Below are 13676 nucleotides of genomic sequence, written 5' to 3' on the forward strand. Positions count from 1 at the left end.
CCCTACCCCACCACCACCCGAACCCATTCCTCAACAGGCTCTGCAGCCGGGTAGTCGTACAAAAAGTCGGTAGTCGGCTCGAGTCAACCGCCATCCGGCCCCTCGGAACCGCCAACCGGCCCGTCGGGACCGCCAGGTGGCCCGCCCGACGGATGACGTAGCCCCCGCGCGGCGCCACCCGACCACCCGGCGCGGAGCGTGCGCGACCTCCCGGCGCGGAGGGTGCGCGACCTCCGGCGCGGAGCGTGCGGAACATCCCCAAACCCGGCCAGACCTCACCCGTCCCCCTGATAGCTGCCGCCTTTGGTCGGTTCGGGCCGCGTCAAGGGCGCGAACGCGTCGGCGCAGCCGATTCCCAACCCTTGACGCGGCCCGAACCGACCTCACAATTCGAAAGACTCAGGGGGACGGGTGCCACCCGGAACCCCTCCCCCCAACCACTCACCCCAAACCGCCAACACGTTCATTCGCACACAGTCCTTGTGCGAATGACCAGAACCTTGTTAGCTTCTACCGGTGAAAAGCGCCGAGCGTCAGCGGATCATCGTCGAACGCGTCCGGTCATCCGACCGCGTCAGCGTCACCGAACTCGCCGAAACGATCGGCACCTCCGAGATGACGATTCGCCGCGATCTGGACCTCCTAGCGGCCGAAGGCGTGCTGCGACGCGTGCACGGCGGCGCCGTACTGGCCTCGCCCTCTGGACTAGAACCACCCTTCGCCGCCCGAGCGACCGCGTCCACCACCGCGAAGAAGGCGATCGCGGCCGCGACTGCCGAGCTGATTCACGACGGCGAAACGATCGTCCTGGACAGCGGCACCACCGCCCTGGAGGTCGCCCACCTCCTTCGCGGCCGGCCGGTGACCGTCATGCCCTTGTCGATGCACGCCGCCCAGGTGCTCTTCGATGCGCCGAAGGTCCGGTTGATCCTGCCCGGCGGCGAACCACGCCCGGGTGAGCTGGCCATGGTCGGTCCGTTGACGCTGGCCGCCCTGAAGGCGTTGCGGTTCGACGTCGCGGTGCTGAGTCCGTGCGGGTTCAGCCTCGGCGCCGGAATGACCGCGCACGATCTGGGCGATGCCGCGGTCAAGCAGACCGCGTTCGAGGTGTCGGACCGGTCGATCGTGATGGCGGATGGCGCGAAGTGGGACCGGACGGCGCTCGCGGTGGTGTGCGCGGCGGATCGGCCCGACGTACTCGTCACTGATCCGTCCGCGCCGGCCGATCAGCGCGCGGCTTTGACCGAACTGGGCGTTCATGTCGTCACCACTGCTGAGGAAGGTACCGCCGCATGACCGCCGCACAGCCACTCTCCGACACCCCGACAACGGCCCGGCCGGTGGCGGCGCGGATCGCGACCTGGGTGTTCTTCGGTCTGAACGGGTTCGGTATGGGCCTGTGGGTCGTGCACATTCCGAACGTCGAACAGGCGACGCGTATCACCCACAGCACGCTCGGGTTCCTCCTGCTCATCCTCGGCGGCGCGGCCTTCATCGGGATGCAGGTAGCCGGCCCGTTGAACGACAAGTACGGCCAGCGCCGGCTGGTTCCGGCCGCCGGGGTCCTGATGGGGCTCTCGCTGTTCGGACCGGGTCTCGCCAATTCATGGTGGACGCTCGGCCTGGCGCTGGCGGTGTTCGGCTTCAGCAACGGCTCACTGGATGTCGGGATGAACGCCCAGGCCGTCGTGGTCGAACGGGCCTATCCCCGTCCGATCATGGCCGCCTTCCACGCCATGTGGTCGATCGGCGGGGCCTTCGCGGCCGTTGTCGGCGCCGCCACGCTTCGGGGCGGAGTACCGACCGCGGTGTCGCTCAGTGTGTGTGGCGCGCTCAGCATCGTCATCTCGCTGATCGCCGCGCGCCACCTGCTCGAGCCCACGCACAGCGACCCCGCTCCGGACGACGCCGAGCAGCCGGAACGACGTACGGCCGCGCCGAAGCGACTGGTCTGGCTGCTCGGTGGTCTGGCCTTCGCGCTGATGCTCGGCGAGGGGGTCGCGAACGACTGGGCCGCCCTGCACTTCAAGGACATTCTCGGTACGTCGAGCAGTACGGCGGCCTTCGCGTACGGGTCGTTCGCCGTCGCGATGACGATCGGGCGGTTCGCCACCGACCGGGTGGCGGCGGCGATCGGCCCGGTCGCGATCATCCGGTACGGCGCGGGCCTCGCGGCCGTCGGTCTGACCATCGTGGTGGTCTCGCCGTGGGTGCCGCTGGCGCTGGTCGGCTGGGCGTTGTTCGGTCTCGGCCTCGCGGGCGGCGTACCGCAGTTGTTCAGCGCCGCGGGCAATCTCGACACCCGCGCGTCCGGCGCCCTGATGGCCCGGGTCGTCGGTCTGGGTTACGTCGGTCTGCTTGCCGGGCCGGCCTTGATCGGCGGACTCGCGCACTGGGTGCCGTTGAACATCGCGTTCATCCTGCCGATCGCGCTCTGCACCATCACCGTGTTCTTCGCCTCGGCCATCGCACCACGCGATTGAAGCCGCTCCAGACGAAAGCCCGCTCTAGAGTCGTTCGAGCTCGGTCAGCGATGTCTCGAGATGACCCAGCAGCCGTTGCAGATGCGGCACACTGCGGCGGCAACCGATCAGGCCGAAGTGCAACTGGTGGTCGTAACTGGTCACGCTGATGTTGAGCGCCTGACCGTTGAGCACAATCGACATCGGGTACAACCCGCGCAGCCGGGCGCCGTTCCAGTAAAGCGTGCTGTCGACGGGCCCGGGCACGTTCGAGATCACCAGGTTGTACGGCGGTGGGGTCCGCCCGGCCGCGCCGGGTATCACCGCGCCGAGGCCGGCCGAACCCAGGCCAACGGCCCCGATCATCAGGTTTTGCAGGGGTGTGAGCTGCGACAGCACGCGCTTGGCGTACTTCGTCGACTCGCTGACGCGGCGCATGCGTCGTTCCGGATCGGGCTCGTCGGTCGCCAGGTCGCACAGCAAGGTGGCGAGCGCGTTGCCGTTCGACTCGTCATCGGCGCCGCGCAGTGAGACCGGCACCATCGCGGTCAACGCCTGGTCCGGAAGGGCGTTCAGCTCGAGCAGATAGTTGCGCAAGGCACCAGCACACATGGCGAGCATGACGTCGTTGAAGGTGGCGCCGGTGCTCGCGCGGACCGTGGCCAGCCGTTCCATCGGCCAGGACTGCGCCGCGAACCGCCGGGCGCCGGTGATCGGCCGGTTCAAGATCGTTTGCGGCGCCTGGAACGCGACCGCGGCATGCTCGGCGCGCAGGTTGTGCATCGCTCCACGCAACGCCACCGGGGTGAGCCCGGCCAGATCGGTCAGCACCCGGCCGACGCCACCACCAACCTTGGCGACAGACTCCAGCAAACCCGGCTCCGGCGCTTGCTGGGGCTGGCGATCCGGCAGAGCGTACGGCGCGGGCATGTGCCGACGAGTGGGGTCGTCGGTGAGCGTGGCCTGCATCCAGCGCAAGGCGCTCACGCCGTCCAGCATCGCGTGATGGACCTTGCTGTACAAGGCGAGCCGGCGTCCCCGCAGGCCTTCGATGACGTGGATCTCCCACAACGGCCGATGCCGGTCGAGCCGGGCGCCGTGCAGGCGGGAGGTGAGTTCGAGCAGCTCGCGGATCCGGCCGGGACGTGCCAGCGCCGACAGCCGGACGTGGTACTCCAGATCGATCTCGTCGTCCGGCTCCCACGACCAATAACCGAGGTTGGCGGCGCTGTGCCGGATGCGACGGCCGAAGAGCGGATTCACCACCTGGGCCGGGTCGACCATCTCGCGGTACAACTTCGCAAGGTGGTCGCGCCCGGCGTCCTCAGGCAGGTCGAACAGCATCAGCCCGCCGACGTGCATGGGCAGCTGCCGCGACTCCCCCGCGAGGAACATCGCGTCCAGCGGCCCCACCGGCGCGCTCATGCAGCACTCATGGAACCGTCAGTCGAGCGGGCGATGGTTGATCCCGAGAGCGGTGACCCGGGGCAGGTGCACGCGCAGGCGCTCGACGAACTCGTCGTACGAGGTCTTCGGTGATCCCCAGGCCCGCTCGGCGAAGGCGGACATGCGCGGGAACAGCATGTACCCGACGTGCTGCTCGTCTTCCATGTACTCGGTCCACACCTGGCACTGCGTACCGATGATGCGGGAGGATTCCTCCGGCGTCAGGCCGGCCGGGATGACGTCGAAGTCGTACACCTTCTCCAGCGGCGTGAAGTGGCCGATCGCCAGCGGCTCGGTCTCGGGGTCGGCCTGGTAGTAGTCGAAGTAGACCGACTCGTGCGCGGCCATCACCACGTCGTGCCCGGCCTTGGCCGCGATCTCGCCACGATCGGCGCCACGCCAGGCCATGATCACCGCGTCCTTCGGGCAGTCGGTCTCGACCATCTCGTCCCAGCCGACCAGGCGGCGGCCGTCCTCGGCCAGCACCGTCGACACCTGCGCGGTGAACCAGCCCTGCAGCTGGGTCGCGTCGGTGAGCCCGAGCTCGGCCTGCTTGGCCTGCGCAGCGGGCGACTCGCGCCACTGGTTCGCCGGGCACTCGTCACCACCGAGGTGGATGTACGGCCCAGGGAAGATCTCGAGCACCTCGCGCAGCACCGTGCGGACGAACTCGACCGTCGAGTCGTTGACGTTCAGCACGTCCTCGGAGATACCCCAGACCTGCCGTACGCCGATCTGCTTGCCGGGGTGGTTGCCGAGCTCCGGGTAGGCCGCGATCGCCGCCTGCATGTGGCCGGGCAGGTCGATCTCGGGCACCACGGTGATGCCGCGCTGCTCGGCGTACTCGACGATCTCGCGCAGATCGTCCTTGGTGTAGAACCCGCCGTGCGGCTTGCCGTCGTACGTGAACTCGGTCTGGCCGTGCGACATCTTGCCGATCATGGTCTCCGGCCGCCAGGCGCCGACCTCGGTGAGCCTGGGATAGGCGTCGATCTGGACGCGCCAGCCCTGGTCGTCGGTCAGATGCAGATGCAACCGGTTCATCCGGTGCAGTTCGAGCGCGTCGATCACGCGCAGCACGAACTCCTTCGGCATGAAGTGGCGTACGACGTCCAGCATCAGGCCGCGCCACTCGAACCGCGGGGAGTCGACGATGTTCACGACCGGAACACCGTTCGGCCCGATCAGCTGGGCGAAGGTCTGCTCCGCGTGCCGCAGGGCCTGGTCCGAACCGCCCGACAGGCGGGCGCCGTCCCGCGTCACGTCGATCCGGTACTCCTCGTCCGGCAGGTTCTCCACCACCGAGCGGACGGCCTCACCGGCCGGGTCCGCTGGGGTCCAGTAGCCCTCACCACGGACGAGCTCTCGCGGTGCGGGAATGATCGCGATCAGGTCGGACATACCGAACTCCAGTCAGGGCTTCGACGACGTGGCAAGGGCATTACTGTTCCGAACACGGGCTACTCGAACCCTATCGAGCAAGACCAGTTCTTTACCAGGTCAGGTCCATTCTGCGACCGGTTGCACACAAGTCGTCCCCGTGCGTTAATCCGGCTGCCACGGAGCCATACCGGTGAGAAGGTGGCCAGGTGACTGCCCACACGCCTCCACCGGATTTGCCCGCTCCTGCCGACACTGCCGGCCTGACGAGGGGTGAGCTGCAACGACAGACCGTACGGGTCCTTGTGGTCAGCAACGTGCTCGGCGGCGTTGCCGTGGCCAGTGGCATCGCTGTGGCTCCACTGCTCGCGGAGAACATCTCGGGCTCCACGTCCATGGCAGGTTTCGCTGCCACCTCGATGACCATCGGCGCCGCCGTACTGGCCGTACCGTTGGCGAAGCTTGCCCGCGCCCGAGGCCGTCGTACGTCGCTGAGTGCGGGTTACGTCATCGCACTGGCTGGAGCCGTCCTCAGCATCGTGGCGGCGCAAACCGACTCGCTGGCGCTACTACTGATCGGTGGATGTCTCTTCGGCAGTGGCTCCGCCGCAAACCTCCAAGCCCGGTACGCCGCCACGGATGCGGCTGATCCCAAACACGTCGCCCGAGCCCTTTCGGTCGTCGTCTGGGCCACCACGATCGGTGTAGTCGTCGGGCCCAACCTGACCGGCGTAGGTGGTTCCCTAGGCACCAGCGTGGGCATTACCTCTTTGGCCGGGCCCTACCTGTTCTCCGTGGTTGCCTTCAGCCTGAGCCTGGTAGTCGTCATAACCGGGCTACGCCGTCTGCACCGGGCCACGACGGCTAAGACGGCCGCAACTGGCCCAGTCGCTCGGCAGCCGCTGGCGACCACGTTCCGCGAGGTCTTCCGCAATCCCCCGGCGCGGCTCGGCCTGATCGCCATCGCGACGGCCCACGCGGTGATGGTCGGCGTGATGGTGATGACCTCGGTCCACCTTCGCCATCACGGCGCCTCACTCACGATCGTCGGATTCGTGATCAGCGGGCACGTCGCCGGCATGTACGCGCTGTCCCCGGTAATGGGCTGGCTCGCGGACAACCTCGGCCGCATCCGCACGATCGGTATCGGCCTGGCGATTCTCGCCGCCGCCATGCTCGTCGCGGCCCTCGCGCCCGACTCGGCGCATGGCCTGACCGCGACCGCGCTGGTTCTGCTCGGTCTCGGCTGGTCGGCCTGCCTGGTCGCCGGCTCGGCCTTGCTGTCCGAGTCGGTGCCGGTCGACCTCCGCACGTCGGCCCAGGGCATGTCCGACCTGATCATGGGGATCTTCGCGTCGGTCGCCGGGACCGCCGCCGGACCGGTTCTCGCCGCGTTCGGTTTCCACTGGCTCGCGGTGTTCTGCGGGCTGTTGCTGATCCCCGTCGCCGTGCTGGCCGTGACCACTCAGGCGCCGGCCCGGCCATAGCGTGGCGCTCGGGTCATAACAGTCTGGTGATGAGTTATCCACAGGGACTGACCCGGTGTTGTCCAGACGGGTTTGCCGCCGGATATCATTCGCTTCGGTTCCAGCCGGCCACCTGATATGACTGTCAGGCAGCACCGCTTCACGCGGAGTTGCCTGCCCTTTCCTGCGGGCTGGAACTCAGCATGCTGTGTGGACCCGAACGCCCGTTGGGCCCGACTGGAAGGCGACGATGTCACGTCTGCGCGTCGCCGTGCCGGGGATCGCCATCGTTGTAGTGCTTGCTCTGCTGTTCGGGCTCGGCCGCGCTTTCTCGAACCAGTTGGTGGTCGCGCCGCCGGTCTCGCCGATGCCCCAGCCGAGCATCACCGGCGACTCTGGTGGCAATCCCGATCCGACCCGGCCCGGGGCCGACTCGCGCCCGGCGCAGAACCTGTCCGGCGTGCTCGACGGCGCGGCGTTCGAGATCCGCGTGCCCGCCGACTGGAACGGCACGCTGCTGCTCTACGCGCACGGCCTGCGCAACACCTCTGAGGCCCGGGGCGCGCCCCGCGAGGTCTCGGCCTTCCTCAGCGACAAGGCCGAGGAGCTGATGCTGGAGAAGGGATACGCCGTCGCGGGTTCGGCGTACCGTCAGGACGGCTGGGCCGTTGCCGAGGGCATCGACGACATGCGGGCCCTGTTCGAGCACTTCAAGGCCGTCGTGGGTCAGCCCCAGACGACGTTGATGGCGGGCTTCTCGATGGGCTCGGTGATCGCGCTCAGCGAGCTCGAGCGCAACGAGCTGTACGACGGCGTACTGGCGGGCTGTCCCGTCGGCGCCGGCACACCGCGCACGTTCGACGCGATGCTGGCGCTGTCGCTCGCCTATGACGCGGTTTACGGCTGGCCGTCCAACTGGGGCACGCCCGCGGACGTGCGGGATGACCTCGACTTCGAGCGCGACGTGCAGCCGACCCTGCTCCAGCAGTACGGCGCTGCCGACGGCCCGGCCAAGTTCGAGCTGATCCGGATCCTGGCGGGCATTCCGAAGGGCGCCGAGTGGTGGAAGCGGGTCTGGGGTTTCGCGACCGAGACCCGGGCTGACCTGGAGCGGCGCTCCGGCGGACCCGTCGGGCAGAACCTCGACCACCACTACGCCGTCTCCCCCAAGGAGCGGAATCACCTGAACGAGATCGGCATCAACGACCAGCTGATCGACAGCACCATCTCGCGGATGAGCGCCCTGCGGATCGCGCCCGGAGCCGGCCGGCCCTACGCCGAGAAGTACGCCGAGTTCAGCGGGTTGATCAGCCGCCCGGTCCTGCTGCTCGGGACGAGGACCGACGCGCTTATCCCGCCCGCAAGCTCTCAGGCCTACAGCGAGACGGTCGAGCGGGCGCAAACGCAGCAGTGGCTTGCGAACGCCTGGACCTCCGGTAAGGGTCACTGCCAATTCAGCCCGCTGCAGATCTACACGGCGGTTGAGGCCCTCAACACCTGGGTGCAGATCGGGACCAAGCCGGAGAAGTTCCCGACCTCGCAGGGGTTCATCACGATGAAGCCGCCGGTCTGGTTCCAGCCCTGATGGCCGACGTCCCCCCGGGCAGCATTCCCAGCCCCAACATCTGGCACCACCCGGCCGTCTACGAGATCGAGAACAAGGCCGTTGATCCGCACGGCGTGATCGAGTCGACGATGCGGGAGATCCACGACTGGGCCGGCACCGCCATACTCGATCTCGGCTGCGGCACGGGCTACCACCTGCCCATGTTCGCGGCGACCGCCCGTGCAGTGATCGGGGTCGAGCCGCACGCCACGCTGGCCGCGGCCGCCCGGCGCCGTACGGCGGGCCTCGGCAACGTCGACGTACGTCAGGGCACCGCGCAGGCCGTGCCGGTGCCGGACGCCTCGATCGACGTGATGCACGCGCGCTGGGCGTACTTCTTCGGACCTGGTTGCGAACCGGGCCTGGCCGAACTGGACCGCGTGATGCGCCGCGGCGGTACGGCGTTCGTGATCGACAACGACGCGAGCCGTTCGACCTTCGGCGGCTGGTTCCGCGAGGGCTATCCGATGATCGAACCGGACAAGGTGGAGAGGTTCTGGTCGTCGCGCGGCTGGCAGCGCCGGGCCCTCGACATGGGATGGCGGTTCGAACGGCGGGAAGACTTCGAGGCCGTCGTGCGGATCGAGTTCGAACCGGCACTGGCCGAGCGGATCATCGCGGCACATCCGGGCATTACCGAGGTCGACTACGCCATCAACCTGTGGAGCCGTTCGTACTAGTCCCGGGTTTTGTCGGCGGCGTCCTCTAGGTTGTCGGACATGGCCAAGACAGCGACCAAAACAACGCGATCGCCCTTCCACTGCACGGAGTGCGGCTGGACGGCGGCGAAGTGGATCGGCCGTTGCGGCGAGTGCCAGGCCTGGGGCACGGTGGTGGAGATCGGCGCGCCCAAGGCCAACCGGGTGGTCGCCAGCGCGGTGTCCCATCCGGCCATGCCGATCAGCCAGGTCAGCGCCGTCGAGGCCGAGTCCCGCCCGACCGGGATCAGCGAGCTGGACCGGGTGCTCGGTGGCGGCGTGGTGCCGGGCGCGGTCATCCTGCTCGCGGGTGAGCCCGGCGTCGGCAAGTCCACCCTGTTGCTGGAGGTCGCGGCCCAGTCGGCTCGTCGCGGCCAGCGCACTTTGTACGTCTCCGGTGAGGAGTCGGCCGCCCAGGTCCGCCTTCGGGCCGGCCGGACCGACGCGCTGGTGGACGAGTTGTTCCTGGCCGCGGAGACCGATCTCGGCTCGGTGATCGGCCAGGTCGACGCGGTGCAACCGACGTTCCTGGTGGTCGACTCGGTGCAGACGATGGCGCATCCCGAGGTCGACGGCGCGCCGGGCGGGGTCACCCAGGTTCGCGAGGTGACCGGCGCACTGGTCCGGCTCGCCAAGGAGCGCAATATCGCGATCGTGCTGGTCGGCCATGTCACCAAGGAGGGCGCGATCGCCGGTCCGCGCATGCTGGAGCACCTGGTCGACGTGGTGCTCGCGTTCGACGGCGACCGGCATTCGGGTTTCCGGATGGTGCGCGCGACAAAGAACCGCTTCGGCCCGTCGGACGAGGTCGGCTGTTTCGACATGGTGGACACCGGCATCGTCGAGGTCACCGATCCGACCGGCTTGTTCGTCTCCCGCCATGCCGAACCCGTTCCGGGTACGTGTGTCACGGTGATGATGGAGGGCCGCCGTCCACTGCTGGCCGAGGTGCAGGCCCTGGTCGGCCCGTCCGGAGCCCCCCAGCCACGGCGTACGACGTCCGGCCTCGAGTCCAGCCGCGTCGCGATGGTGCTCGCCGTGCTCGGTAATCGCGCGGGCATCAAACTGTCCGATATGGAGGTGTACGTCGCCACCGTGGGCGGGGTGAAGATCACCGAGCCGGTCGCGGATCTGGCCGTCGCGATCGCCGTCGCCTCCTCGGTGATGGACAAGGCGATCCACCCGGGCCTGATCGCCATCGGCGAGGTCGGCCTGGCGGGCGAGGTCCGGCGCGTCGGCGGGCTGGAGAAACGTCTGGCCGAAGCCGCCCGCCTCGGCTTCACCAAGGCCATCGTGCCCGCAGATACGCCGAACCGCGGCAAGGACCTGAAGCCGATGGACATCCAGGCGAAGTACGGCCTCAAGGTCTTCTCCGCCGCCGACATCCGCAGCGCCCTCCTCGCCGCCGGCATCACCGCCTGACCACCCTCCGTTGGCATTCATCGGTCCGGATGAAGGCGAGGTGCAGGGGCGGCCGGAGGGTGAGACGGGGCGGGGCGGCGGCGTACTGGCGAGTAGACTGCCGGTCGACCCAGTGGAAGGCAGTGCGAGATGACCGGTTCCAAAGTTGTTGCCCTCGGCCACTACCAGCCCGATCGGGTACTGACGAACGCCGAGCTGGCCACGATGGTGGATACCAACGACGAGTGGATCCAGAGCCGCGTCGGTATTCGTGAGCGCCGGATCGCCGCGCCGGACGAGCAGGTCGACGAAATGGCCGCGCGGGCCGCCGAAAAAGCCATCGCCAACTCGGGTCTGCACGCGAGCGAGTTCGACATGGTCGTGGTCGCGACCTGTACGGCGATCGACCGGTCGCCCAACATCGCCGCCCGGGTCGCCGCGCGCCTAGGTCTGACCGCGCCCGCTGCCCTCGACGTGAACACCGCCTGTTCCGGATTCAGCCACGCCATCGCGACGGCCGATCACGCGATCCGGGCCGGCGCCGCGACCAAGGCCCTGGTGATCGGGGTCGAGAAGCTCAGCGACTGGACGGACTGGACCGATCGCACCACCTGCGTGCTGATCGGCGATGGCGCGGGCGCCGCGGTGCTGGTCGCCTCGGACGAACCCGAGATCGGCCCGGTGGTCTGGGGTTCGGTGCCGGAGATGTCGGACGCGGTCCGGATCGAGGGACGCGACGGCACGTTCGCCCAGGAAGGCCAGAGCGTCTTCCGCTGGACCACCACCCAGCTGCCGAAGATCGCCCAGCAGGTCTGCGAGAAGAGCGGCATCACCCCGGCGGATCTCGGCGCGGTCGTGCTGCACCAGGCGAATCTGCGCATCATCGAGCCGCTGGCCAAGCGCCTCGGCGCGGTGAACGCGGTGATCGCCCGCGACGTCATCGAGTCCGGCAACACCTCGGCCGCGAGCATTCCGATCGCCTGGTCGAAGCTGGTGGAACGCCGCGAGATCCCCACGGGCGCTCCGGTCCTGCTCTTCGGCTTCGGCGGCGGCCTTTCCTACGCGGGCCAAATCGTCCGCTGCCCCTGACCCCGCCCAGCCTCTTCCGCGCGTGTGAACTAGGCGGCCCCAGACGCCCACGCGAGGTGTTCAGACGCGACCACTCGCGGAAGAAATGGCGGGATCAGGGCGTGTAGACGTACGGCGTGGTGGTGGTGACGGCGTGGAAGCCGAGGGCCTGCAGGATCGGGGCGCTGTCCGGGGACGCGTCCACTTGCAGGTAGCGGTGGCCGCGTTCGACGGCTCGACGCGCCCGGACGGCGACAAGCGCGCGGTAGATGCCCTTGCGGCGCCAAGCGGCCAGGGTCGATCCGCCCCACAGGCCGGTGAAGTCCGTGCCTTCGCGATGAACCGCCCACGCGGCCGAGACCACCCGGCCGTCGGCCTCCGCGACGTACACGTCCATCGCCTCCGGGTCCGCGTTGATCCGGGAGTCCAGGTCCTCGGCGAGCCAGCCCCAGTCGTCGGCCCACACCTCCGACTCCATCGCCGCGATCCGGTCGAGGTCGTCCCGCTCGGTCACCCGCCGGATCGTCACCGCGTCGGGCAGAACCACGTCCGCGAGGCGATCCGCGACGGCCTGGCTTTCGCCGATCATGACGGTCTCTTGTTCTTCCGGTACAAAGCCCGCGGCGATCAGCCGATCCGGCAGATCCGCGGGCAGGTCGTGCCCTCGGGTCTTCCACTCGACGGGCAGACCGCGCTCGCGGAAGAACTCCACCTGCCGGGCGATCAACGCGTCCAAGTCGGCGCCTTCGAGCCCGCCTAGTGTGCGACAGCCGATGAAGCCGCGCCGCGGATACTCCACTCGCACCAGCGGTCCGTCAGTCGTTTGAACCACGTCGCCGGTCGGCTCCCCGTCACGCAGTTGTTCGTCGTACGCGGCCAGGAGTTCATCGAGCAGAGAGGTCATGACGCGAGACTGGCACGGCCACCGCGCGTCCGGCCAGCGGATTTGCCGGCGTGCAGCTGGGTACCGGCAGGGCGAATTCGCCCGCCTTCGGGCGCGGGCGGTCACGGCGTGGCGCCGGGCCGCATAGACTCGGTGACCGTGGCGAACTCCTCGGAGAAGAACAGCACCGGCGTCCGGATGCGGGCAACGCTCGCGGCCGTGGCCCCGGGTACGGAGCTACGTGAAGGCCTCGAGCGGATTCTGCGCGGGCGGACCGGCGCGCTGCTGGTGGTCGGGCATGACAAGACCGTCGACTCGATTTCGACCGGCGGCTTCGAGATCGACGTCGAGTTCAGCGCCACCGGTCTGCGCGAACTCAGCAAGATGGACGGCGCGATCATTCTCGACCGCGACGTCAGCCGGATGCTGCGCGCCGCCGTGCACCTGATGCCGGATCCGTCGATCCACACCGACGAGACCGGTACCCGGCACCGCACCGCCGACCGGGTCGCCCGGCAGACCGGCTTCCCGGTCATCTCGGTATCGCAGTCCATGCACATCATCGCGCTGTACGTCGACGACCAGCGGTATGTGCTGGAGGACTCCGGCGCCATCCTGTCCCGGGCGAACCAGGCCCTGGCGACGCTCGAGCGCTACAAGATGCGCCTGGACGAGGTCTCCGGCACGTTGTCCGCGCTGGAGATCGAGGACCTGGTCACCGTTCGGGATGTCGCCGCGGTCGCGCAGCGCCTCGAGATGGTGCGCCGGATCGCGGCCGAGATCGACGGCTACGTGATCGAGCTCGGTACCGACGGCCGGCTGCTCACGTTGCAGCTGAACGAACTCGTCGCCGGTGTGGCCGGTGAACGCGAACTGGTCGTCCGGGACTACCTGCCGCCGGCGACCGGCCGGAAGGCGAAGACCGCCGAGGACGTACTGGACGAGCTCGACGCGGTCAGCGCGGCCGATCTGCTCGACATCGCCCAGGTCGCCCGGGCCCTGCAGCTGGGTGGCGCGGAGCAACTGGACGCCGCCGTCACGCCGCGCGGCTACCGCCTGCTCGCGAAGGTGCCGCGCCTGCCGGGTGCCGTGATCGACCGCCTGATCGAGCACTTCGGCCACCTGCAGAAGCTGCTCGCCGCCAGCATCGACGACCTGCAGACCGTTGATGGCGTTGGTGAGAACCGCGCCCGCACGGTTCGCGAAGGCCTGTCCCGGCTGGCCGAATCCAGCATTCTCGAACGCTACGTCTGACCGACGCAGCTG

The 13676-nt window shown here is 68.8% G+C and carries 11 protein-coding genes; 8 read left to right on the forward strand and 3 right to left on the reverse strand.

Features of this window, described 5'->3' with window-relative positions; translation table 11 throughout:
• The first annotated feature begins 516 nt into the window (after positions 1-516).
• A complete protein-coding gene (locus tag ACFFGN_RS22760) occupies positions 517-1296 on the forward strand; it encodes a DeoR/GlpR family DNA-binding transcription regulator (protein ID WP_380051041.1) in 780 nt (259 codons plus the stop codon).
• Entirely contained in the window at positions 1293-2483 is a 1191-nt protein-coding gene (locus ACFFGN_RS22765) for an MFS transporter (RefSeq protein ID WP_380051043.1), read from the forward strand. The genes ACFFGN_RS22760 and ACFFGN_RS22765 overlap by 4 nt, the downstream gene beginning before the upstream one ends.
• A 24-nt stretch (positions 2484-2507) precedes the next feature.
• Here the strand turns inward: ACFFGN_RS22765 and ACFFGN_RS22770 are convergent, their stop codons facing one another.
• Together ACFFGN_RS22770 and ACFFGN_RS22775 are read right to left on the reverse strand one after the other, a co-directional pair.
• On the reverse strand, positions 2508-3887 hold the full coding sequence (locus tag ACFFGN_RS22770; protein ID WP_380051045.1) for a WS/DGAT/MGAT family O-acyltransferase: 1380 nt from the start codon (positions 3885-3887) through the stop codon (positions 2508-2510).
• Positions 3888-3905: 18 nt separating this feature from the next.
• Positions 3906-5309, reverse strand: a complete 1404-nt coding sequence (locus ACFFGN_RS22775) for a beta-N-acetylhexosaminidase (protein WP_380051047.1) — start codon at positions 5307-5309, stop codon at positions 3906-3908.
• A gap of 188 nt (positions 5310-5497) precedes the next feature.
• Here ACFFGN_RS22775 and ACFFGN_RS22780 point away from each other — a divergent pair, with 188 nt between their 5' ends.
• The 5 genes from ACFFGN_RS22780 to ACFFGN_RS22800 all read left to right on the forward strand — a co-directional run bounded on the left by ACFFGN_RS22780 (position 5498) and on the right by ACFFGN_RS22800 (position 11548).
• Complete coding sequence (locus tag ACFFGN_RS22780; RefSeq protein ID WP_380051049.1) at positions 5498-6775, forward strand: MFS transporter; 1278 nt, start codon at positions 5498-5500, stop codon at positions 6773-6775.
• Between the two features lie 229 nt (positions 6776-7004).
• A complete protein-coding gene (locus ACFFGN_RS22785; protein ID WP_380051051.1) occupies positions 7005-8339 on the forward strand; it encodes an alpha/beta fold hydrolase in 1335 nt (444 codons plus the stop codon).
• Entirely contained in the window at positions 8339-9040 is a 702-nt protein-coding gene (locus ACFFGN_RS22790; RefSeq protein ID WP_380051053.1) for a class I SAM-dependent methyltransferase, read from the forward strand. Before ACFFGN_RS22785 ends, ACFFGN_RS22790 begins: the two co-directional genes overlap by 1 nt.
• Before the next feature lie 39 nt (positions 9041-9079).
• Entirely contained in the window at positions 9080-10480 is a 1401-nt protein-coding gene (radA, locus tag ACFFGN_RS22795) for a DNA repair protein RadA (protein ID WP_380051055.1), read from the forward strand.
• Positions 10481-10609: 129 nt separating this feature from the next.
• Positions 10610-11548, forward strand: coding sequence for a beta-ketoacyl-ACP synthase III (locus tag ACFFGN_RS22800; protein WP_380051057.1), 939 nt, complete (start codon positions 10610-10612; stop codon positions 11546-11548).
• A gap of 94 nt (positions 11549-11642) precedes the next feature.
• On the opposite strand, the gene ACFFGN_RS22805 is transcribed toward ACFFGN_RS22800, so the two are convergent.
• A complete protein-coding gene (locus tag ACFFGN_RS22805; protein ID WP_380051059.1) occupies positions 11643-12431 on the reverse strand; it encodes a GNAT family N-acetyltransferase in 789 nt (262 codons plus the stop codon).
• A gap of 138 nt (positions 12432-12569) precedes the next feature.
• On the opposite strand from ACFFGN_RS22805, the gene disA reads away from it, so the two are divergent.
• Positions 12570-13664, forward strand: coding sequence for a DNA integrity scanning diadenylate cyclase DisA (gene disA / locus ACFFGN_RS22810; protein ID WP_380051061.1), 1095 nt, complete (start codon positions 12570-12572; stop codon positions 13662-13664).
• Positions 13665-13676: the final 12 nt, after the last annotated feature.

Source organism: Kribbella deserti (assembly GCF_042434725.1).
Classification (GTDB): Bacteria; Actinomycetota; Actinomycetes; order Propionibacteriales; family Kribbellaceae; genus Kribbella; species Kribbella deserti.